Raw genomic sequence first — 20,176 nt, 5'->3', positions numbered from 1 at the left:
ATGGCGGCAGACGATTCCTTCATCTCCATCAAGCGCGTCTCGAAGCATTTCGGCGCGGTCCGCGCGGTCGACGACATCTCCTTCGATATCCGGCGCGGCGAGTTCTTCTCGCTCCTGGGGCCGTCGGGCTGCGGCAAGACCACGCTCTTGCGCATGCTGGCCGGCTTCGAGGTGCCGACATCGGGCGAGATCTTCATCGACGGCCAGCCGATGGCGGTGGTGCCGCCGCATCTGCGGCCCACCAATATGGTGTTTCAGAACTACGCGATCTTCCCGCACCTCAATGTGCGCCAGAACATCGCCTACGGCCTGCGCAAGAAGAACCTGACCAAGCAGCAGATCGACCAGCGGGTCGAGGAAGCGCTGGGCATGATCAAGCTGCCGGGCTACGGCGGCCGCCGGGCCGACCAGCTCTCGGGCGGCCAGCGCCAGCGTATCGCGCTGGCGCGCGCGCTCGTCTGCCAGCCCAAGGTGCTGCTGCTCGACGAGCCGCTGGGCGCCCTCGACAAGAAGCTGCGCGAGGAGATGCAGCTCGAGCTGCGCCAGCTGCAGCGCTCGGTCGGCATCACCTTCGTGTTCGTGACCCACGACCAGGAGGAAGCCTTGACCATGTCGGACCGCATCGCGGTCATGGCGCGCGGCAAGGTGCTGCAGATCGACGGTTCGTCCCGGCTCTATGAGCACCCGAACTGCCGCGAGGTCGCGGACTTCATCGGCAACATGAACTTCATCGACGGCACGGTCGCCGGCACCGAGGGCGGCAACGCGGTGATCGACGCGGGCCCCTTGGGCAAGCTGCGGGTTCCCGTGGGGCAGGCGCGCATCAGCAACGGCCCCGCCACCCTGGCCATCCGCCCGGAAAAGCTGCGCATCGAGGCCGCGCGGCCCAATGGCGGCACGAACGCCATCGCGGGACGGCTCAACGCCCAGGCCTATCTCGGCGACCGCAGCCATTTCTATGTCGAGGTGCCGGGGTTGCAGCGCCGCCTCGCCGTCGCGGCCCAGAACGTTGCCCGCAATTCCGAGAGCGGCGACGGCCAGGCGCGCGACGTCTGGGTGAGCTGGCCGGTCGAATCCGGGGTCCTGCTGCCCGCCGATTGATCCCGCCGGCGCGGCGCGCGCGGGGAAAACGGCATGAGCGTCACGATCTATCACAATCCGCGCTGCGGCAAGTCGCGGGACACGCTGGCCCTGCTGCGCGGGCGCGGCATCGAGCCCGCGATCGTGGAATATCTCTCGACCCCGCCCGACGCCAAGCGGCTCAAGCAGCTCCTGAAGCTTCTGGGGCTCGGCCCCCGCGAGCTGATGCGCAAGGGCGAGGCGGCCTATAAGGAAAAGAAGCTCGCCGACCCGAAGCTCGACGACGCGGCTCTTATCGCCGCCATGGTCGCCAACCCGATCCTGATCGAGCGGCCCATTGTGGTCGTGAAGGACGCCAAGGGCGAACGGGCCGCCCTGGGGCGGCCGCCGGAGAACGTCCTCAAGATCCTCTGACGGCAGCGGGGCAGGGGTCCGGCCGCTTCAGCCTGCGCCGCCGATGGGCTCGCCGCATTCCATCGCGAGCTCGATCTGGAGGCTTCGGAGATCGCGGAAGATCGAGGCGGCGGCCAGCACGCGGCCGGCGCGCTTGAAGAGGAACATGCAGTCCCGGGCCGCGATATCGCCCTCCACGAGCAGCTCGTCCCACGTCTCGGCACGGCCGACATAGTTGATCGAGACGTCGTAATGCTGGCTCCAGAAGAAGGGGACGGCGGCGTATCGCTCGCGGTGGCCCAGCATGTTGAGGGCCGCGGTCTGGCCCTGGCGCAGGGCGACGACCCAGTGCTCGACGCGGATCATCTCGCCGCTATGCGGGTCCGGCCAGCGGGCGATGTCGCCGGCGGCATAGATGTCGGGGGCGCTCGTCTCGAGATAGGGGTTGACGGTGACGCCACGATCGGTTGCCAGCCCGGCCTTCTCGGCCAGGGTCAGCCGCGGGCGCACGCCGACACCGGCAACCACGAGATCGGTCTCGAGCCTGCCGCCGCTTTTCAAGGTGACGCCGCCGCGCTCGATCGCGGTGACCGTGTCCTGGAGGTGGAAGACGACGCCATGCTCCTCATGCAGCGCGCGGATGAAGTCGCCCATCTGCGGTCCCAGGATCCGCTCCATGGGCCGCGGCTCGGGCGCCACCACATGGACGGCCAGCCCGCGCGTCCGCAATGACGCGGCGACCTCGAGCCCGATGAAGCTCGCCCCGATGACGACCGCCTGGCGCGCCGTCTTGGCGGCCTCGATGATGGCGCGGGAATCGGCCAGCGAGCGCAGCGCATGCACATGCGGCAGGTCGGCGCCAGGAATCGGCAGCCGCACCGGATCGGCGCCGGTCGCCAGCAGGAGCTTGTCATAGGGAATCCGCTCGCCGCCCTCGGTGACGATCTCGTGCTTGCCCGGCTCGATCGAGGCGACATTGGTGTTCAGCCGGAGCTCGATCTTGCTCTCGGCGTAGAAGCCGTCGGGGCGCAACGGCACCCATTCCTCGGGCGCGTTGCCGCTGAGATAATCCTTGGACAGGTTCGGCCGGTCGACCGGTGCCGCGCTGTCGCCGCTCACCATGACGATGCCGCCGCCATAGCCCCGCCGCCGCAGCATCTCGGCGGCGGCAAACCCGGCGGCACCGCCGCCGACGATGACGATCCGCTTCGGCAGCTTGCCGGACGGCGCGGATGGCGCCGGGGCTTCGCGCTGTCCCCGGACGAAGACCCTGTCGCCTTGCCGCTCGACCGACCAGCAGGGAAGGGGGCTCAGCGCGGGCGCCCGCAGCGCCTCGCCGGTGCGCAGGTCGAAGCAGGCATGGTGCCAGGGGCAGCGTACGGTGCCTTCGACCAGGAGCCCTTCGGCGAGCGGGCCTTGGTAATGCGTGCAGCGGGCGCCGACCGCGAAGATCTCGGCGCCCTGCCGGACGAGCAGAACCTCCTGGTCGCCGACGCGGCCGACCAGCTTGCCGTCGGCCAGGTCGGCGATGGGAATGCCTTGAGTGAGGTCGGGGCCGCTGGGGGTGGCTTGATCCTGCGCCATGGGACTCTCCTCCCGTGGATGACGACGGTCCCCCTCGAAGCGCCCCCGACAGGTACCATAGCATCCCGGTGAGACAAGGAGGAGACAGGCACCCAGCGTTATTCTTAAGGCCGAAGGCAAGCGGGCCTGGGGCCAAAGCAAAACGGGCGGCCCTGAGGCCGCCCGTCGGAACCAAGCCGGAAGCGTCGGGGTCTTAGGCGGTGATGCCGGTCATCGCCGGCGCCGCCTTGGCCTTCTGCGCCTTGCCGAGCTCCTCGATCGTGAGGTCCACGCAATACTCGAAGGTGTCGAGCGTCTCATCGAGGCAGGCCTTGTCATGCGCCGTGGAGATGAACCAGGGCTCGCGCGAATCCGGCTCGCACATCACGCCGCGCGGGATCAGATGATGGGCCAGCGTGTCGTAGAAGGTGTAGTCGCTGGTCTTCCAATCGCGGTAGTTCGAGGGCGGCGTCTCGCGGAAGAAGAGGCCGCTCATGCTGGGGTGGCCGGTGAAGCTGTGCGGGATGCCGCGCGCCGAGAGGATCTTGTGCATGCCCTCCTGCATCGCCGTGCCGTAGGCGGCGATGTCGTCGAGCGCGCTGGTGTCGCGCAGGATGGTCAGCGTCTTCTCGGCCGCCGCCAGCGACATGGCCTGGGCGGTGTAGGTGCCGCCATGGGCGACGCCGCGGCCGTAGTTGCGCATGATGTCCTCGCGCCCGCCGATGCAGGCGATCGGGTAGCCGTTGCCCACGGCCTTCGCCATGGTGCAGATATCGGCCTTCACGCCGTAGAGCTCCTGGGCGCCGCCACGGCGGACGCGGAAGCCGGTCTTCACCTCGTCCACGATCATCAGCACGCCGTACTTCGTGCAGAGCTCGCGCACGGCCTTGATGAATTCGGGCTTGGAGGGAATGCCGCAGCAATTGCCGAGGATCGGCTCGATCAGCACGGCGGCGATGGTGTGGCCGTGCTTCTTCAGCACGTCCTCGAGGCGCTGCGCGTCGTTATAGGGGACCTGCCAGAAGAGGCTGCGCACCGCGGCGGGGATGCCCTTGCCGTAGGAGACGATGTCGGGCTCGCGGCCCTCCTGGATGGTGTCGGTGTCGAGGGTCCACATGGTGGAATCGAAGAGCCCGTGATAGGAGCCCTCGAAGGTCACATAATGGTCCTTGCCGGTGGCGCCGCGGGCGAGCCGCAGGGCGGCCATCACGGCCTCGGTGCCCGAGTTGGAGAAGCGCACCAGCTCGGCCGCCGGGACCATCTCGCTGATCATGCTGGCGACTGTGTATTCCCGCTCCGTGCCGAGCGCGAACACGGTGCCGACCTGCTGGCCCTCGCGGGCCGCCGCATCGACCTCCGGGTGGCAGTGGCCGAGGATGGCCGGGCCGTAGCCCAGGCGGTAATCGACATAGACATTGCCGTCGAGGTCGGTGACCCGAGCGCCGCGCCCATGCTTCACATAGACCGTGTTATTGTCGCCCCAGTAACGGAAATTCGAGCTGACGCCCAACGGCATCTTCTGGACCGCCTTGCGGAAATGGGCGTTCGACTTGTCGAGGCGATAGGGGTCGCGCTTGCTGTTGCTGGTGGGGGCGCCGGCCTTGGTCATGATGTGCTCCGATCGAGTATGGTCAGTCATTAAATGCGTATATAGTGAAGCTAGCAAACCGGCTCGCGAGCTGTCCAGACGACTGAATGGCCATATAATCGCCGGGTTTTATATAATTATATAAATCATATAGTTAAATGAAATTTCCTAATTCTTAACGGTAAGAATTAACAGTAAGAGGCGAAATGGCTCGGCTCAATCCGGTAAAAGAAACGCGGCAGCTTCAGCTGATCGAGGCGACCATCGCCACGATCGGGCGGCGCGGCTATGCCGCGACCACGCTGAGCCATGTGGCGAGTGCCGCGGGCATGTCGCCGGGCATCGTGAACTTCTACTTCCGGACCAAGGAGCAACTGCTCTCGGCGACGCTGGAATTCATCGCCGGCGAATATGAGACCTCGTGGCGGACCCAACTGGCCGCCGCCGGCGATGCGCCGGCCGCCCAGCTCGAGGCCATGATCGAGGCCGATTTCAGCGCGGGCATCTTCACCCGCGAGAAGATGACGGTCTGGTACGCCTTCTGGGCCGAGGCGCCCAACCAGCCGCTCTACGAGACGCTCGTCTCGGAGCTGGAGCAGCGCTACTGGAACGAGACCCGCGGCATCGTCGCCCGCCTCATCGCCGAGGGCGGCTATAAGGGCCTCGATCCCGATCAGGTCGCCCACGGCCTCAACGCCATGATCGACGGGCTCTGGTTCGATCTCCTGATCGACCCCAACTCGGTGACGCCGGAGCAGGGGAAGGCGATCTGCCGCCTCTATCTCTCCGGCATCTTCCCGAAGCATTTCGGCCATTACGCCGCGGGCGGCGCACCCGCGGGCGCGGTGCCGGTCGAAGCCGCGCCCGCGCCTGATCGCCACGCCGAGGAAGCGGCGGAGGGGCCGGAAGCCTTCGGCCGCGCCGCCCACCGCAAGCGCCTCGCGGCTGCCTTGCGCCGCCGCCTGCAGCCCCAGGGCCGGCTCACGATCAAGGAGCTGGCCGGCGGCATCGGCGTCACCACGGACACCGTGCAGAATTGGTTGAACGAGAGCACCGAGCCTTCCTCCTGGCTGCTGGGCCGCCTGCTGGCGATGCTCGATCCGTCCTTCTTCGTCGAGGCCTTCGGCCCCACGGTCGATGCGATGCGCCGGCGCTTCGAGGGGCGCCTGGCGGCCGAGCGCGAAGCGGCGGAGCGCGACCGCGCCGTGCTGAACGAGATCGATCCGCGCCCCGCCAACAGCGACATGCCCGCGAGCGAACCGGCGCGGCCGGCCGACCGCAGCCAGGACGATCCCGGCGGGACCCGCCAGGCCTGACTCCAAACGCCGCCGACACGGAACCTGGCCATGCCCGGCCGTGGGCTATGGTGGTAAAGTAGTGGGGTTATCCTGGTATAAGCCTCGCAGGATGGATGATCATGCCCGACGGCACGTCGCTCGGTTCCTACCTCAGGGATCGCCGCATCCGGCTCGACCCCGTGGCCCTGGGCTTTTCCGCCAGCCGCCGGCGCACGCCGGGCCTGCGTCGGGAGGAAGTGGCGCAGCGCGCCAATATCAGCGCGACTTGGTACACCTGGCTGGAGCAGGGGCGCGGCGGCGCTCCCTCGGCGCATGTTCTGGACCGGATCGCGAATGCGCTGATGCTGACCGATGTCGAGCGGGAACATGTCTTCATTCTCGGGCTCGGCCGTTCGCCCGAGATCCGCTACCAGCCGGTCAGCGGCATCACGCCGCGATTGCAGCGCGTGCTGGATGCGATGGAGGCGAGCCCGGCGATCCTGAGGACGGCGACCTGGGATGTGGTCGCCTGGAACCGCGCCGCGGCCGTCACTCTGACCGACTATGCGACGCTGGCGCCGAAGGACCGCAATGTGCTGCGCCTGATGTTCCTGAACCCGCGGGTGCGGGCGGCGCAGCTCGATTGGGAAAGCGTCGCGCGTTTCGTGGTGGCCGTGTTCAGGGGAGACGCGACACGGGCGGGAGCGGCCGCGACCATGCAAGCCCTGGCCGACGAGCTCTGCCAGGCCAGCCCGGAATTCGCGGCGATGTGGCGTGACAACGATGTCCGCGACTTCGGGGAGGGCGTGAAGCGCCTGCGCCATCCGGCGATCGGCGAGCTGGCGCTGGAATACTCCGCCTTTGCCGTCGATGGCCGGCCGGACCTGGCCATGCTGGTCTATAATCCGGTCGACCCGCGCGACGCGGATCGCATCAAAGCGCTGACCGCCGGCAAGATCCTCAAAACCCAAACCAGCAAAGCCCGTTGAGTTCGATGGTTGAAACCGTGCGAATATAGCCGGGCCAGCGCCCGCCGCCGTCTCCACCTCCCGCCAATCCATCCCCTCATTCGTCATCCCGCACCATGAACAGGCCCGCCCGTCCGCATCGCCTTGCTCCCTTGCTCACGCCGTCATCCGTCGCCTTGATCGGCGCCTCGCCCAAGGCCGGCAGCGTCGGCCGCGGCATGATCCAGACCGTCACCGGCGGCGGCTATGAGGGCCGGCTCCATTTCGTCAACCCGTCCTACGCCGAGATCGACGGGCAACCCTGCCATCCCTCGATCGCGGACGTGCCGGAACGGGTCGACCTCGCGGTGATCGCGGTCGCCAATGCGCGCCTCGAGCAGGCGCTGCAGCAGGCCATCGCCGCCGGCGCCCGGGCCGCGACGATCTTCGCCAGCGCCTATATCGAGGGCGACAGCGAGCCGCCGCTGACCCGCCGTCTCGCCGCCATGGCGCGCGAGGCCGGCATGCCGATCTGCGGCGCCAACGGGATGGGCTTCTACAATTTCGACCACCGCCTGCGGGTCTGCGGCTTCCCGCCGCCGGCCTGGGTCGAGGGCGGCGGCAACAAGACCTTCATCACCCATTCGGGCTCGGCCTTCAGCGCGATGGTGCATCACGACCACCGTTTCGCCTACAACCTCGCCGTCTCGCCGGGCCAGGAGCTGGGCGCCACCTGCGACGAATATCTCGATTTCGCGCTCGAGATGCCGACCACGCGCGTGGTCGGCCTGTTCCTGGAGACCGTCCGCAATGCCGACGGTTTCCTGGCGGCGCTCGAGAAGGCGAAGGCCAAGCGCATCCCCATCGTGGTGCTCAAGGTCGGGCGCACCGCGGAGAGCGCCAAGCTCGCCGTCAGCCATTCCGGTGCGCTGGCCGGCGACTATGCGGCCTACGAGGCCGTGTTCGATCGCCATGGCGTGGTCGCCGTCGAGACCCTGACCGAGCTGGCCAATGCGCTCCTGCTTCTGGGCCATGACCGCCGTCTTCCGGCGGGCGGGCTCGCCACGATCCACGATTCCGGCGGCCTGCGCGAGCTGACCGTGGATCGTGCCGTCATGCGCGGCGTTCCCTTCTCGAAGATCGGCAAGGAGACCACGCAGAAGCTGGCCGCCCGGCTCGACTACGGTCTCGATCCGATCAATCCGCTCGATGCCTGGGGCACCGGCAACGATTACGAGGGCATCTTCGAGGATTGCATGGTCGCCCTCTGCGAGGACCCCGACACGGCGGTGGGCGCGCTCTTCGCCGAGACGCGCGACGCTTATTCGCTGCATGAAGGTTACGGCCGGGTCCTGGCGCGCGCGGCGGGACGGACGGCCAAGCCGATCGTTCTCGTCAACAACATGGCGGTGATCGGCGAAGCCAATCTCGCCTCGCACATGACCAAGGCCGGCTTGCCCGTCCTGATCGATATCGACGCGGCGATGGCGGCCTTCCGCGCGGGCTTCGCCTGGCGCGACGCCGTGCAGCGACCGGCGCCGAAGCCGAACCTGGCGCCCGCCGGATTGCGGGCCAAGTGGGAAGCACGCCTCGGCAAGGAGGGCGCGCTCGACGAGGCCGAGAGCCTGGCGCTGATGGCCGATTATGGCGTGGGCGTGCTCGCCCACCGCATCGCCGAGAGCGATGCCGCGGCAATCGCCGCCGCCAAGGCCATAGGTTTCCCGGTCGCGCTCAAGACCGCGAAGCCGGGCGTCCTGCACAAGTCCGATGTCGGCGGCGTCAAGCTCGGGCTTGCCGACGAGGCGGCGCTCCTGGCGGCCTATCGCGACCTGGCGGCGCGGCTGGGTCCGCGGGTGCTGGTGATGGCGATGGCCGGGAAGGGCGTGGAGCTCTCCTTTGGCGCGATCGTCGATCCGCAATTCGGGCCGCTCGTGCTGGTGGGCGCCGGCGGCGTACTGATCGAGATGATGAAGGACCGGCGCTTCGCGCTGCCCCCGTTCGACGAGGCCGAGGCGCACCGGCTGCTCGATGGCCTCGTCCTGCGGCCTCTGCTCGACGGCAAGCGCGGCCAGAAGCCGGCCGATATCGAGGCGCTGGCGAAAAGCCTCGCGGCCTTCTCCGTGCTGGTGGCCGATCTCAAGGGCCTGATCGCCGAGATCGACATCAACCCGGTCCTGGCCGGGCCTTCGGGCGCCGTGGCGCTCGACGCGCTGGTGGTGCCGGCCGGCCGTCGCTAGGGGCAGGGTTCGAGGAGTGCCGGCTCTTCATCCTTGCCCTTTGCTTCGGGCACGGGATGACAAGTTCCCGAGAAGCAGATCGCCCAGCTGCCGCCCGTTGCCCCCGACCTTGCGAGATGCAAGGAAGGCTGAGGCGGCAGATCCGGGCGATAGCGCCAGTAGCGCCCATCGAACACGGCGTCGGGCGGCGGATCCATACCGGCGCCGGACCCTTCGATCCGGGCCTCGATGATGACGAGGCCTTGCGGCGTGAGCCGCCAGTCTTCCGACCAGGAGGTCTTCTCGACCGAGTGAGTCCAGACGAGCGTGAACGCGGTCGTCGCGAACAAGGTCTGCTTGGCGCCGATGACCAGGCAAAGATTCATGGATGCGTCACCGGGTGGCCGTCGGTTCAGCTCGGTGCCGGTGGCGCCAGTAATGCTGGCCGAGGAACAGTGCCGCCAGGACAAAGCCGAGCTGGTCGGTCCAGGGGATCGCGACCACGAGGCTGAAGGCCGCCACGGTCGCCAGCGCCCGCTCCCAAAGGGTAAGCCGGGTCTTCAGGAAGCCGGTGGCGGCCGCGCCCCAGAGCATGATCGAAAGGCAGGCCTTGATGACGATATAGCCCACCGCCGCCGGATATCCGTACGCGGCGGCGAAAGCGCCGCCATCCTGCAGCATCAGGGCCGGCGCATAGACCGCCATGAACGGCACGACGAATCCGGCGAGCGCGATCCGGACGGCTTCGATCCCGATCTTGAGGCCGGACTCGCGCGCGATGGGCGCGGCCGCGAAGGCGGCCAGCGCCACGGGCGGGGTCAGATCGGCCAGGATGCCGAAATAGAAGACGAACATGTGGCTCACGATCAGCGGCACGCCCAGATGGAGCAGGGCCGGGCCCGCGAGCGACGAGGTGATGATGTAGTTGGGGATGGTCGGGATGCCCATGCCCAGGATCAGGCAGGTGATCATGGTCAGGAACAGCGACAGGAACAGGCTGTGCTGGCCGATCGAGACCACGAACTGGCCGAAGGTGGTGGCGGCGCCGGTCAGCGTCATGGTCCCGACGATGATGCCGACGATGGCGCAGGCGATGCCGACGGGCAGCGCTGTCTTCGCACCGTCGGCCAGCGTATCCCGGCAGGCGGCCAGGGTTTCGCGTCCGCCCTGAAGCACCGCGTTCACGGCCACCAACACCAGCAGCGAGAGACCGATCGCCCAGATCCCGAACTTGAAGAAGGCGGCGGCGGCCAAGCCCAGGGCAATCCAGAAGATCGTCCGGACAAAGGATGCGGGCATGTGGCTCGATATCGGCGCGCCCAGGAGGAGCATTGCCGTCAGCGCCAGCCCGATGGTCCCGGAATAGAGCGGCGTATAGCCGTCGAACAGCAGATAGACGAGCACGGCCAAGGGCAGCACGAGATACCAGCCCTTGCGCAGGGCAGCGCGTGCCGACGGTAGCTGCCCGCGCGGCAACCCCAGCAATCCCTGTCGGCCGGCCTCCAGATGCACCATCCAGAAGGCCGAGCCGAAATAGAGCAGGGCCGGGATGACGGCCGCTTTCACGATCGCGGCATAGGGGACGCCGATCGTTTCCGCCATGATGAAGGCGACGGCGCCCATCACCGGCGGCATGATCTGCCCGCCCATCGAAGCCGTCGCCTCGACGCCGCCAGCGAAGGCGGCGCGGTAACCGAACCGCTTCATCAGCGGAATGGTGAACTGGCCCACCGTGACCACGTTGGCCACGCCCGATCCCGAGATGGTGCCCATCATGCCGGAGGCGACGACCGCGACCTTGGCGGCGCCGCCACGGGTGCTGCCGACCAGACCCAGCGATACGTCGGTGAAGAGGCGGATCATCCCGGTGCGCTCGAGGAAGGCGCCGAACAGGATGAAGAGGAAGATGTAGCTCGAGGAGACATAGATGGGGATGCCGTAGATGCCCTCCGTCCCGAATGCCATCTGGTCGATGATCTGCGAGAAGTCGTAGGGGCGGTGATCCAGGGGCGCCGGGAGGTGCTGGCCGAAAAGGGCATAGGCGAGAAAGACGCCGGATATGATGGGCAGCGCCGGTCCCATCACACGCCAGGCGGCGAAGAACAGGACGACGATGCCCACGGTGCCGACGATCAGATCCATTTCATTGGGGTCGCCGGAGCGCAGCAGCAGGTCCTTGTAGAAGAGCCACTGATAGAGGCCGATCAGGAATCCGAGAATCCCCAGTCCCCAACCAAGCAGACGCGCCAACCGATGGCCAGATGGCTGGGCGAGCAGGGGCAGGCTCAGCAGGAGGAGGAAGCCCACATGAATGGCCCGGACGATCTGGCTCGGGATGTTGAGCAGATGTGCTGCGGTCGCGAGCTGGAAGGCGGAAAAGGCGACGGCGATCCAGAACAGGATGCGGCCCTCGGCGCCCTTGCCGAAAGCCGCGGTCAACGCCCCATGGGACGGCGGCTCCGGCTCCGCAAGGCCGAAGGCGGTGCCGTCGCGACCGGCCTTAGCGGTGTCGCCGGAAGGCGGGGAATCCGTGGCGGTGAAATCGCGATCGGGCGCGGGCATGCGGACCGGTGCCCCGCGTCAGAGCACGCCCTTTTCCTTGTAGTAGCGCTCGGCCCCGGGATGGATCGGAATGGGCATGTCCTTGGCCGCATCGGCGAGCTTGATGTCGCTCGCGGCCTTGTGGGCGGCCACCATCTCGTCGAGATTCTCGAAGAGCTGACGGGTCATCTGATAGGCGAGATCGTCGGAGACGCCGTCGCGTGTCACCAGGAAATTGATGACCGCGGCCGTCGGTACGTCGGCGGTCTGGCCGTCATAGGTGTTGGCCGGAATGACACGCGCGACATAGGGCAGCCCGACCTTCGCGACGATATCGGCTGGAATCGCGACGACCTCGATGGGGATCGAGGCGGCCAGATCGCGGATCGAGGAAACCCCGAGCCCTGCCGACTGGAGCGTGGCGTCGAGCTGGCGGTTCTTGATGAGCTCGACGGATTCCCCGAACGGCAGATACTCGACATGGCCCAGATCGTCATAGGTGATGCCGGCGGCGCCGAGGATCGCCCGCGCATTCAGCTCGGTGCCGGATTTCGGCGCACCGACCGAAAGGCCTTTCCCCTTGAGGTCCGCCAGCGTCTTGATGCCGGATTCCTTCGAGGCGACGATCTGGATGAAGTTCGGATAGATGGCCGCCAGGCCGCGCAGCTTGTCGAGCTTGGCCTTGAAACCGGCCTCCTCATTTCCGTCCCAAGCGAGCTTGACCGAATCGCCCAGGGCGAAGGCCAGCTCGCCACGGTCGCTCTGAAGCAGATTCAAGTTCTCCACCGAGGCCTTGGTCGCCTGGACCTGGGTGCGGACGCCCGGGATCTTCTCCCCGTAGATCTTCGACAGGGCGACGCCAAGCGGGTAGTAGACCCCGCTGGTTCCGCCGGTCAGGATGTTGACGAACTCGTCCGCGCGAGCCTGTCGGAACGTCATCGCGGCCGCGAAGCCGGCGGCACCGGCGATCAGGGTTCGGCGGGTGATGGAGGTCATCGGCTTCTCCTTACAATGGTGATGGCGGCGGGAGACCGTGCGGGGCGGAAATCCAGGGAACGCGACGGAAGCCGCTGATTATTACCAAGATCGGCCAGGATGAAACCCCCGCAGCCGGAGGCACGTCTCAGACGTTAGTATGAGGCGACGTTCGCGAGGAACCTTGAAAAGCCGGAAGGCGAAAATGGAGGGATGATGCCCGTCCTGGGGTTGCTCACGCTCCTGGTCGCCGCGACCTTTGCCGGTGCCGCCTGCTACATCAACCTGGTCGAGCAGCCGGCGCGACTCCGCCTCGATGACCGCGCCTTGCTCACGCAATGGAAGCCCAGCTACGTTCGCGGCTTCGCGATGCAGGCGAGCCTCGCCGTCATCGGGGGCCTGCTCGGGATCGCGGCCTATGTCGCGTCGGGCTTCTGGGGATGGTTCCTGCCGGCGCTGCTGATGCTCGCCAACTGGCCCTACACCCTGATCGCGATCATGCCGACCAACCGCCGCCTCTATGCGATGGCGCCGGAACAGGCGGGAGCGGAAAGCCGCCGCCTGATCGAGCGCTGGGCGGGCTTGCATGCCGTGCGCAGCATCCTCGGATTGGCCGCGGCCCTCGTTGCCCTTTGGTGTCTCGCCGCCTGACGGCGCCGATCACGCGATCGCGCGGTGCTCGCGCAGCAACGCGACCAGGCGATCGTGGGGCAGAGCCGGGGTGCGATGCCCGTCGCGGCCGATCATGGTCTCGTTGGCGACGAGCGCGTTGACGACCGCTTCCTCGATCGCGTGGGCGGCCGCGGCATAGAACGGATCCATGCGGCCCCACGGCACGAAGCGGAGCGTATCGAACTCTTCCGGGCCGGGACTGCCTTCGGGAAAGCGGCTCTTGAGCGCGCCGCGATTGGCCGTCGAGAAGGCGAGGAAGAGATCGCCGGAGAAATGCGAGCTGGTCGTGCCGGTGCGGGCGAGGCCCATGGCGATGCGCCGGGCCATCGCCTTGCATTGGCCGGGCAATAGCGGGGCGTTGGTAGCGACCATGGCGATGACCGATCCGGCGCCCGCCGGTGCCGCCAGGCGGCGCGATTCCATCGGGTTGTCGTCGGCCAGCGCGCGCCCGACCGGCACGCCCGCCACGGTCAGCTCGTGGCGGCTGCCGAAATTGGCCTGGACGAAAGCGCCCACGATATAGCGATGGGGGCCGTACTCCACGAGGCGGGAAGCGGTGCCGTTTCCGCCCTTGAACGCATAGCAGTTCATGCCTGTTCCGCCGCCGACCGAGCCTTCCTCGATCGGGCCGGCCCGGGCGGCATCGATCGCCAGGATCGCGTGCTCCGGCTTCACATGGGCGCCGTTGATGTCGTTGAGATAGCCGTCCCAGGTTTCGCCCACGACCGGCAGCAGCCAGGCCTCGGCGAGCTTCGGGTGATTCCGCACGGTCCATTCGATGGCGCCCATATGGCAGGCGCCGACGGAATGGGTGTTGGTGATGAGGATCGGCAGGTCGAGCGACCCGGTTTCCTCGATCCAGGCGGTGCCGGTCATCTCGCCATTGCCGTTGAACGAGACCATGCCGGCGGCGCAAGGATCGCCGACGCCATCGCGTCCGCGCGGCAGGATCGCCGTCACGCCGGTGCGTACCGGGCCTTGGCCCACATGCAAGGCGCCTTCGCCCCGGATCAGGGTTTCATAGCCGACGGCCAGGCCCGGCAGATCGGTGATCGCGTTCAAGGGGCCGGGCGTGCCGGCAAAGGGGATGCCGAGCGCTCGCGCGCGCGGCTTTCCGGAGGGGGTCGCCTCCGAGGCGGGTCGGGCGGTCATGGGCGATCCTGGCACTGAGGGTCTGGAATCGATCAGGGACCTGAAAGATGCCGCGCCACCGCGCAAAGAGAAAGGCCCCTTCCGGCGGGTGCCGAAAGGGGCCTGATCCGATCTCGGGGCGACAGGAGCGCCGCCGTCAGGCGACGTCGCGTTCCTCGTCGCTCTCGCTGCGGCTCGCGGGCCGCTTCACGGGGTGGCGCAGGAAGGCCGGCATGTGGTCGCCGAAGGCGAGCACCGGCGCGTCGTCCTCTTCCTCGGCGCGGCGTTCGCTGCGCGAGGCATCCATATGCGAGCCGTCATGGCGGATCGGCTCCGGCTTGGAGCGGCGCTCCTCGCCAGCGGAATGGCGCGGGCGGCGGTTGCGGCCGGCGCGTTCCTCGCGATCCGCCCGCTCCGCACGGGCAGGACGCTCCGTCGGTTCCGCGGCCACGGGCCGTTCCTCGACGACCGCCGGCTCGGCGGCGGCCGGTGCGGCCGCTGCAATCACATTCTCATCCTCGGGCGCCCGCTCGCGACGGCTGCGCTCGCCGCGACCACGACCGCCGCGGCCACCGCGCCGTTCGCTCTCGCCGCGGCCCGTGCCGCGGGCGGGGCGACGCCCACGGCGGCGACCGCCTTCGGCGTCCGGCTCGAACCCGACGGCGTCGAAGCCCTCGATCTCGATGCGCGGGATGGGCTTGCCGATCAGCTTCTCGATCGCCTCGACGAAGCGGCCGTCATAGGGCGACGCGATGGTGAAGGCGCGGCCCTCGCGGCCGGCACGTCCGGTGCGGCCGATGCGATGGATGTAGTCCTCGGCGTGGATCGGCACATCGAAATTGAAGACGTGGCTCAGGCCCTGGATGTCGATGCCGCGCGCGGCAACGTCGGAGCAGACCAGGAGCGTGATCTCGTCGTTCTTGAACTTCTCCAGCGTCTCGGTGCGCTTGGGCTGGGACATGTCGCCATGAAGCTGGCCGGCATTGAAGCCATGCTTCGTCAGCGAGCGATAGAGGATGTCCACGTCCTTCTTGCGGTTGCAGAAGATGAGGGCGTTCTTCACCGGCTCGGCGCGCAGCAGCCGGCGCAGTGCCTCGCGCTTGTCCTCGTCCTGGACGACCACAAGGCCCTGGGTCACGGTCGCCGCCGGCGAGGCGGGCGGAGCGACGGAGATTTCCTTGGGGTTCATCAGGAAGGCGTCGGCGAGGCGCTTGATCTCCGGCGGCATGGTCGCCGAGAAGAAGAGGGTCTGGCGGATCTTCGGCAGCAGCGAGACGATGCGCTCGACATCGGGGATGAAGCCCATGTCCAGCATGCGATCGGCCTCGTCGATGACGAGGATCTTCACGTCGCTCATCAGGATCTTGCCGCGCTCGAACAGGTCGATGAGACGGCCCGGCGTGGCGATCAGCACATCGACGCCGCGATCGAGCTTCTTCTCCTGGTCGGCGAAGGATTCGCCGCCGATCAGCAGCGCCTGGGAGAGCTTGTGATACTTGCCGTAGAGGTCGAAGTTCTCGGCGACCTGCGCGGCCAGCTCGCGCGTCGGCTCGAGGATGAGAGACCGGGGCATCCGCGCGCGGGCTCGGCCGCTCGCGAGGATGTCGATCATCGGCAGGGTGAAGGAGGCCGTCTTGCCGGTGCCGGTCTGGGCGCAACCGAGGACGTCTCGGCCCATCTGCACGATGGGAATGGCCTGCGCCTGGATGGGGGTGGGTTCGCGATAGCCGACTTCGGCAATGGCGCGCAAAACTTCTGGGCTGAGCCCAAGGTCGTCAAAACTCATTAGCTTCCGAAAGCGGGCCTGAACGGGATCTCTGGAATCGGCGAAGGGCCCGAAAGTTCGCCGCAAAGCTGCCGGATAAGTAGGCAATTCCCGCGGAAAGTCAAGCGTTTGCCCCTGACTGCGCGGCTTTGCCCCGGGCCGGCGATGCCGTAACCTGCCGCGGAATTCGCAAAGGAATCCTTGCCTGGAGCCGAATTTACCATGCTGGTGCAACGCGAACGCGCCTGCCTTCTCATCATCGACATGCAGGAACGGCTGCTACCGGCCATGGCCGGTCTCGAACCGCTGTTGCATCAGGCCGGCATCCTGATTCGTGCGGCGAAACGTCTCGACCTGCCGATCCTGGTCTCCGAGCAATACCCGAAAGGGCTGGGTCCCACCGATCCGGCCTTGCGCGGTCTCCTCGGCAACGAGGTCAGCCCGCTGCCCAAGACCCATTTCTCCTGCGCCGACGATCCCGGTCTCAAGGCCGAGCTCCTTGCCTTGGCGGAGCAGGGGCGCGACCAGGCCGTGATCCTGGGTGTGGAGGCCCATGTCTGCGTGCTGCAGACGGCCTTGGGGTTGCCGCAGCTGGGCCTCGCCCCGTTCGTGGTGGCCGACGCGGTCGCTTCCCGCAGGCCCGAGAGCCGGCAGCTAGCGCTCGACCGGATGGCGCGCGACGGGGTCGAGATCGTCACCACCGAGATGATGCTGTTCGAGTGGCTGGGCCAGGCGGGAACGCCTGAATTCAAGGAGTTGTCGGCCCTGATTCGCTGAATTTCGCGCCTTCGGAACATTCATAATGACATAAGGATATTTTTATATCATCATGGCGCTTGCCAATCGGGAGCGCCGCCATGGAACAGCTTCTTGCCCCCTTGCGTGCCGCGGGGGATCCGACCCGACTGCGGCTCCTGGCCGTCCTGGCCCGGGCCGAGCTGACCGTGACCGAGCTCACCCAGGTGCTGGGGCAGAGCCAGCCGCGGCTCAGCCGCCACCTGAAGCTCCTCGTCGCCGCCGGCCTCCTCAACCGCTTCCAGGAGGGGAGCTGGGTGTTCTTCCGGCCGGCCGAGAAGGGGCCCGGCGGCGCCCTGGTCCGCTTCCTTACCGAGCGGCTGCGTTCGGACGATCCGACCCTGGCGCGCGATCTCGAGCGCCTGGCGGTGGTGCGCGAGCAACGCGCCGAGACGGCGGCCGCCTATTTCCGCGGCCGCGCCTCGGAGTGGAACCAGATCCGCGCGCTGCATATTCCCGAGAAGGAGGTCGAAGCGGCGATCCTCGACCTGCTGGGCCCGGAAGTGGAAGGGGATCTCGTCGATCTCGGCACCGGTACGGGCCGCGTGCTGGAGCTCTTGGCGCCGCGCGCGAAGAGCGGCATCGGCGTCGATCTCAGTCGCGAGATGCTCGCGATCGCGCGCCACAGCCTCGACCGGCCGGAGCTCCGCCATGTCCAGGTCCGCCAGGGCGATCTCTACGCGCTGCCGCTCGAGAGCGCCTCGGCCGATCTCGTGACGCTGCATCTGGTCCTGCATTATCTGGACGACCCCGCGGCCGCGTTGCTGGAGGCGGCAAGGCTCTTGCGCCCGAACGGTCGGCTGCTGATCGTCGACTTCGCCCCGCACAATCTCGAGTTCCTGCGCGACGAGCACGCGCACCGCCGCCTGGGCTTCACCCAGGACGAAATCGCCTCCTGGTGCCGCGACGCGGGGCTCAAGCTCGAGGCCTCGCGTTCGCTGCAGCCCAAGCCCGGCAAGGGCGGCGAGCGGCTGACGGTGATGCTCTGGCTCGCCCGGCAGACCGTCGATATCCGATCCCAGGCCGACAGGGCCAACGCGGATCAGGACGGCAGCAGGACCACCGGCCGCAACAGGAAGGAACGGACCCGATGATCGGCGCTCCCACCCACATCTCGGACCGCATCAAGGTCTCGTTCGAGTTCTTCCCGCCCAAGACGCGGGAGAACGAAGGCGCGCTCTGGCACACCATCGAGCGCTTGAGTGCGCTGCAGCCCGATTTCGTCTCGGTGACCTATGGCGCCGGCGGCTCGACCCAGGATCGCACGCTCGCCACCCTGCGCCGCCTGGCGCAGCGCACCGATCTGGCGGTGGCGGGCCACCTGACCTGCGTCGGCAAGACGCGCGCCGAAGTGGACGAGGTGGCGCGCGATTACGCGGCCGCGGGCATCGCGCGCATCGTCGCCTTGCGCGGCGATCCGCCGGTGCAGGATGGCCGCTACCAGCCGCATCCGGACGGCTATCGCGACGCGGCCGACCTGGTTGCGGGCCTGATGAGGATCGAGGATTTCGACATCTCGGTCGCGGCCTATCCCGAGGGCCATCCCGAGAGCGCGTCGCTCGAGGCCGATCTCGACAATCTCAAGCGCAAGCTCGATGCCGGCGCGCGCCGTGCCATCACGCAGTTCTTCTTCGAGCCGGAGACCTATCTGCGCTTCATGGACCGGGCGCGGGCGGCGGGCATCACGGCGCCGATCGTGCCCGGCATTCTCCCGGTCACCAACTTCAAGACCGTGCAGGAATTCGCCCGGCGCTGCGGCGCCTCGATCCCGGGCTGGCTCGCGCGCACCTTCGAGGGACTGGACGAGGATCCGGCGACGCGCGAGCTGATCGCGGCGACGGTCGCGGTCGATCTGTGCCTGAAGCTGCGCGCGCAGGGCGTGACCGATTTCCATATCTACACCCTCAACCGCGCCGAGCTGACCCTCGCGATCTGCCATATGCTGGGCTTGCGGTCGGGTGCCGCCAGACGGCGGCATCGCTGCCAGGGCGAGGAGACCGCCAGCCAGACGGCATCGACCTCGGCTTAGGCCAAGCGTCGAGGTTCGAAGCCGCTTCTCCCCGGGCTCAGGGAACCGGCGGCTCGGGGCTGTTGTCAGGCCGGTCGTCCGGGTTGTTCGGATTGAACAGCGTCGTGCCGACCATGCGCAGGAAGCTCCGAAGACGCGGGTCGTTCGGATCGGTGATGCCGCCGATCCCGCCCTCGAGGGCCGAGACCGGCCGGTCGCCGCTGCAGAAGGCGGCCACGAGCTCGATCCGGCCGTCCTGGGCCGGGCCGCCGCCGCCCGAGATCGAGTTCAAGCAGAGATCCTTCTGGCCCACGATCGGCCCGTTGAAGATCAGCACGACCCGCTGGTCGGGGAAGGGCGGGTTGTCGGGGCCGGGCACGAAGGTGATGGGTGCGCCGAAATTGGCGCCCTTCATGTGGTCGCGCACGATCTGATCGAAGTCGGCCTTGGGCAGCGAGGAAGGATTGCCGCGAATGACGGTCGGCATGAGCGAGCCGGCGGCATGATTCACGTAGAGCATCGTGCCGGAGAGGTATTTCTGCGAGTTGTAGATCACGCCGTTCTGCGCGCAGCCGGCCAGGCCCGCAAAGGCGAGCGCCGCCGTCAACAGGCCCGCCCTCGATCGGCGGGCGATGGAGGGAGGGACGGAGAGGGACGCCATGATGAAACCTCGGACGAGGAAATGCCGCCACCGCCGGGCGGCCTGTTCCTGAGATATGGGTCGGGCCCGGGGGACGGACAAGATTGCCCTATTCAGGCTGAACCAGGCTGCAATTATCCTCCGCGCCGGCGAAGCTGACCAGCCTGATCAGGCCCTGCTCGTCGAGCTCGAGATACATGTCTCGCGTGCCGGTCTCGAAATAGGCCGCGAACATCCCCGAGGTGGCGTTGCTGGCCACGGGCAGGCTGAGACGGGTGAGCGAGCCGAGGCGTTCGCGGCATTCGGACAGGGTCTCGGTCAGGGTCGCCGCCGAGTAGCGCAGCGCCAGCGGCTCGCTCAGCCGTGCATAGAGGCCGATGCCGTCGCCGGCATTGTAGAGCGCCATGATCGTCAGCGACACGTCGCGCAGGCTGCTGCGCGTGACCTCGGCGCGCGCGGCCGCACCCGCCAGGCAGGCGAGGATCATGACGAGGCCGAACAAGCGCTGCCGTCGCGACATGCGATTACCGCGAAGCCACCAGGTTGTGGACCCAATGCGGGTGCAGGCATCGGCTCGCCGAAGCA

18 protein-coding genes are annotated in these 20,176 nt (G+C 67.8%); 9 read left to right on the top strand and 9 right to left on the bottom strand.

Annotation, left to right across the window (positions count from 1 at the left end; all coding sequences use genetic code 11):
* Complete coding sequence (locus FRZ61_RS11680) at positions 1 to 1,101, top strand: ABC transporter ATP-binding protein (protein WP_151117776.1); 1,101 nt, start codon at positions 1 to 3, stop codon at positions 1,099 to 1,101.
* A 33-nt stretch (positions 1,102 to 1,134) separates the two neighbouring features.
* A complete protein-coding gene (gene arsC / locus FRZ61_RS11675) occupies positions 1,135 to 1,494 on the top strand; it encodes an arsenate reductase (glutaredoxin) (protein ID WP_151117773.1) in 360 nt (119 codons plus the stop codon).
* Between the two features lie 27 nt (positions 1,495 to 1,521).
* Here arsC and FRZ61_RS11670 read toward each other — a convergent pair whose 3' ends face one another.
* Together FRZ61_RS11670 and FRZ61_RS11665 are read right to left on the bottom strand one after the other, a co-directional pair.
* Entirely contained in the window at positions 1,522 to 3,057 is a 1,536-nt protein-coding gene (locus FRZ61_RS11670) for an FAD-dependent oxidoreductase (RefSeq protein ID WP_151117770.1), read from the bottom strand.
* A gap of 193 nt (positions 3,058 to 3,250) precedes the next feature.
* The gene (locus tag FRZ61_RS11665) at positions 3,251 to 4,645 is read right to left on the bottom strand and encodes an aspartate aminotransferase family protein (protein WP_191909401.1); all 1,395 of its coding nucleotides are present in this window, start codon (positions 4,643 to 4,645) and stop codon (positions 3,251 to 3,253) included.
* 185 nt (positions 4,646 to 4,830) lie between these two features.
* Here FRZ61_RS11665 and betI point away from each other — a divergent pair, with 185 nt between their 5' ends.
* The 3 genes from betI to FRZ61_RS11650 all read left to right on the top strand — a co-directional run bounded on the left by betI (position 4,831) and on the right by FRZ61_RS11650 (position 9,085).
* Complete coding sequence (gene betI, locus FRZ61_RS11660) at positions 4,831 to 5,940, top strand: transcriptional regulator BetI (protein ID WP_151117764.1); 1,110 nt, start codon at positions 4,831 to 4,833, stop codon at positions 5,938 to 5,940.
* 101 nt (positions 5,941 to 6,041) lie between these two features.
* Complete coding sequence (locus FRZ61_RS11655; RefSeq protein WP_225309217.1) at positions 6,042 to 6,890, top strand: helix-turn-helix transcriptional regulator; 849 nt, start codon at positions 6,042 to 6,044, stop codon at positions 6,888 to 6,890.
* Positions 6,891 to 6,985: 95 nt separating this feature from the next.
* Positions 6,986 to 9,085: an acetate--CoA ligase family protein gene (locus FRZ61_RS11650; RefSeq protein ID WP_151117758.1), complete on the top strand. Its 2,100-nt coding sequence runs from the start codon at positions 6,986 to 6,988 to the stop codon at positions 9,083 to 9,085.
* Here FRZ61_RS11650 and FRZ61_RS11645 read toward each other — a convergent pair.
* From FRZ61_RS11645 to FRZ61_RS11635, 3 genes are read right to left on the bottom strand one after another with little or no spacing between them, the layout of a single operon-like run.
* Positions 9,082 to 9,450, bottom strand: a complete 369-nt coding sequence (locus FRZ61_RS11645) for a DUF1850 domain-containing protein (protein ID WP_151117756.1) — start codon at positions 9,448 to 9,450, stop codon at positions 9,082 to 9,084. The two genes, FRZ61_RS11650 and FRZ61_RS11645, sit on opposite strands and share 4 nt — an antisense overlap.
* Before the next feature lie 7 nt (positions 9,451 to 9,457).
* Positions 9,458 to 11,626 carry a TRAP transporter permease gene (locus FRZ61_RS11640; protein ID WP_151117753.1) on the bottom strand — a complete coding sequence of 723 codons (2,169 nt, stop codon included), beginning with the start codon at positions 11,624 to 11,626 and terminating at the stop codon, positions 9,458 to 9,460.
* Between the two features lie 18 nt (positions 11,627 to 11,644).
* On the bottom strand, positions 11,645 to 12,601 hold the full coding sequence (locus FRZ61_RS11635) for a TAXI family TRAP transporter solute-binding subunit (protein ID WP_151117750.1): 957 nt from the start codon (positions 12,599 to 12,601) through the stop codon (positions 11,645 to 11,647).
* Positions 12,602 to 12,793: 192 nt separating this feature from the next.
* On the opposite strand from FRZ61_RS11635, the gene FRZ61_RS11630 reads away from it, so the two are divergent.
* Positions 12,794 to 13,231 carry a DUF1772 domain-containing protein gene (locus FRZ61_RS11630; protein ID WP_225309216.1) on the top strand — a complete coding sequence of 146 codons (438 nt, stop codon included), beginning with the start codon at positions 12,794 to 12,796 and terminating at the stop codon, positions 13,229 to 13,231.
* A gap of 9 nt (positions 13,232 to 13,240) precedes the next feature.
* Here FRZ61_RS11630 and FRZ61_RS11625 read toward each other — a convergent pair whose 3' ends face one another.
* Complete coding sequence (locus FRZ61_RS11625; RefSeq protein WP_151117747.1) at positions 13,241 to 14,404, bottom strand: DmpA family aminopeptidase; 1,164 nt, start codon at positions 14,402 to 14,404, stop codon at positions 13,241 to 13,243.
* 136 nt (positions 14,405 to 14,540) lie between these two features.
* Complete coding sequence (locus tag FRZ61_RS11620; protein ID WP_191909400.1) at positions 14,541 to 16,169, bottom strand: DEAD/DEAH box helicase; 1,629 nt, start codon at positions 16,167 to 16,169, stop codon at positions 14,541 to 14,543.
* 201 nt (positions 16,170 to 16,370) lie between these two features.
* Here FRZ61_RS11620 and FRZ61_RS11615 point away from each other — a divergent pair, with 201 nt between their 5' ends.
* From FRZ61_RS11615 to metF, 3 genes are all read left to right on the top strand, one after another.
* Complete coding sequence (locus tag FRZ61_RS11615) at positions 16,371 to 16,925, top strand: hydrolase (protein ID WP_151117742.1); 555 nt, start codon at positions 16,371 to 16,373, stop codon at positions 16,923 to 16,925.
* An 80-nt stretch (positions 16,926 to 17,005) separates the two neighbouring features.
* Entirely contained in the window at positions 17,006 to 18,037 is a 1,032-nt protein-coding gene (locus FRZ61_RS11610) for an ArsR/SmtB family transcription factor (protein WP_151117739.1), read from the top strand.
* The gene (gene metF, locus FRZ61_RS11605; RefSeq protein WP_151117736.1) at positions 18,034 to 18,972 is read left to right on the top strand and encodes a methylenetetrahydrofolate reductase [NAD(P)H]; all 939 of its coding nucleotides are present in this window, start codon (positions 18,034 to 18,036) and stop codon (positions 18,970 to 18,972) included. Before FRZ61_RS11610 ends, metF begins: the two co-directional genes overlap by 4 nt.
* A 37-nt stretch (positions 18,973 to 19,009) precedes the next feature.
* On the opposite strand, the gene FRZ61_RS11600 is transcribed toward metF, so the two are convergent.
* Both FRZ61_RS11600 and FRZ61_RS11595 read right to left on the bottom strand, forming a co-directional pair.
* On the bottom strand, positions 19,010 to 19,558 hold the full coding sequence (locus FRZ61_RS11600) for a hypothetical protein (RefSeq protein WP_151117733.1): 549 nt from the start codon (positions 19,556 to 19,558) through the stop codon (positions 19,010 to 19,012).
* A gap of 142 nt (positions 19,559 to 19,700) precedes the next feature.
* Entirely contained in the window at positions 19,701 to 20,111 is a 411-nt protein-coding gene (locus FRZ61_RS11595) for a hypothetical protein (RefSeq protein WP_151117729.1), read from the bottom strand.
* Between the last annotated feature and the right edge of the window lie 65 nt (positions 20,112 to 20,176).

Origin of the sequence: Hypericibacter adhaerens (assembly GCF_008728835.1) — a bacterium.
Lineage (GTDB): Bacteria > Pseudomonadota > Alphaproteobacteria > Dongiales > Dongiaceae > Hypericibacter > Hypericibacter adhaerens.
The sequence above is the reverse complement of the archived record's forward strand: the minus strand, read 5'-3'. Positions and strand labels throughout refer to the sequence as shown.

What these genes read in the sequence shown, in the direction of transcription:
- FRZ61_RS11665 (WP_191909401.1), bottom strand. Translation starts at nt 4,645, where the DNA reads ATGACCAAGGCCGGCGCCCCCACCAGCAACAGCAAGCGCGACCCCTAT.
- FRZ61_RS11620 (WP_191909400.1), bottom strand. Translation starts at nt 16,169, where the DNA reads ATGAGTTTTGACGACCTTGGGCTCAGCCCAGAAGTTTTGCGCGCCATT.
- metF (WP_151117736.1), top strand. Translation starts at nt 18,034, where the DNA reads ATGATCGGCGCTCCCACCCACATCTCGGACCGCATCAAGGTCTCGTTC.
- FRZ61_RS11650 (WP_151117758.1), top strand. Translation starts at nt 6,986, where the DNA reads ATGAACAGGCCCGCCCGTCCGCATCGCCTTGCTCCCTTGCTCACGCCG.
- FRZ61_RS11655 (WP_225309217.1), top strand. Translation starts at nt 6,042, where the DNA reads ATGCCCGACGGCACGTCGCTCGGTTCCTACCTCAGGGATCGCCGCATC.
- betI (WP_151117764.1), top strand. Translation starts at nt 4,831, where the DNA reads ATGGCTCGGCTCAATCCGGTAAAAGAAACGCGGCAGCTTCAGCTGATC.
- FRZ61_RS11670 (WP_151117770.1), bottom strand. Translation starts at nt 3,057, where the DNA reads ATGGCGCAGGATCAAGCCACCCCCAGCGGCCCCGACCTCACTCAAGGC.
- FRZ61_RS11615 (WP_151117742.1), top strand. Translation starts at nt 16,371, where the DNA reads ATGCTGGTGCAACGCGAACGCGCCTGCCTTCTCATCATCGACATGCAG.
- FRZ61_RS11610 (WP_151117739.1), top strand. Translation starts at nt 17,006, where the DNA reads ATGGAACAGCTTCTTGCCCCCTTGCGTGCCGCGGGGGATCCGACCCGA.
- FRZ61_RS11680 (WP_151117776.1), top strand. Translation starts at nt 1, where the DNA reads ATGGCGGCAGACGATTCCTTCATCTCCATCAAGCGCGTCTCGAAGCAT.
- FRZ61_RS11645 (WP_151117756.1), bottom strand. Translation starts at nt 9,450, where the DNA reads ATGAATCTTTGCCTGGTCATCGGCGCCAAGCAGACCTTGTTCGCGACG.
- FRZ61_RS11635 (WP_151117750.1), bottom strand. Translation starts at nt 12,601, where the DNA reads ATGACCTCCATCACCCGCCGAACCCTGATCGCCGGTGCCGCCGGCTTC.
- arsC (WP_151117773.1), top strand. Translation starts at nt 1,135, where the DNA reads ATGAGCGTCACGATCTATCACAATCCGCGCTGCGGCAAGTCGCGGGAC.
- FRZ61_RS11630 (WP_225309216.1), top strand. Translation starts at nt 12,794, where the DNA reads ATGATGCCCGTCCTGGGGTTGCTCACGCTCCTGGTCGCCGCGACCTTT.
- FRZ61_RS11640 (WP_151117753.1), bottom strand. Translation starts at nt 11,626, where the DNA reads ATGCCCGCGCCCGATCGCGATTTCACCGCCACGGATTCCCCGCCTTCC.
- FRZ61_RS11595 (WP_151117729.1), bottom strand. Translation starts at nt 20,111, where the DNA reads ATGTCGCGACGGCAGCGCTTGTTCGGCCTCGTCATGATCCTCGCCTGC.
- FRZ61_RS11625 (WP_151117747.1), bottom strand. Translation starts at nt 14,404, where the DNA reads ATGACCGCCCGACCCGCCTCGGAGGCGACCCCCTCCGGAAAGCCGCGC.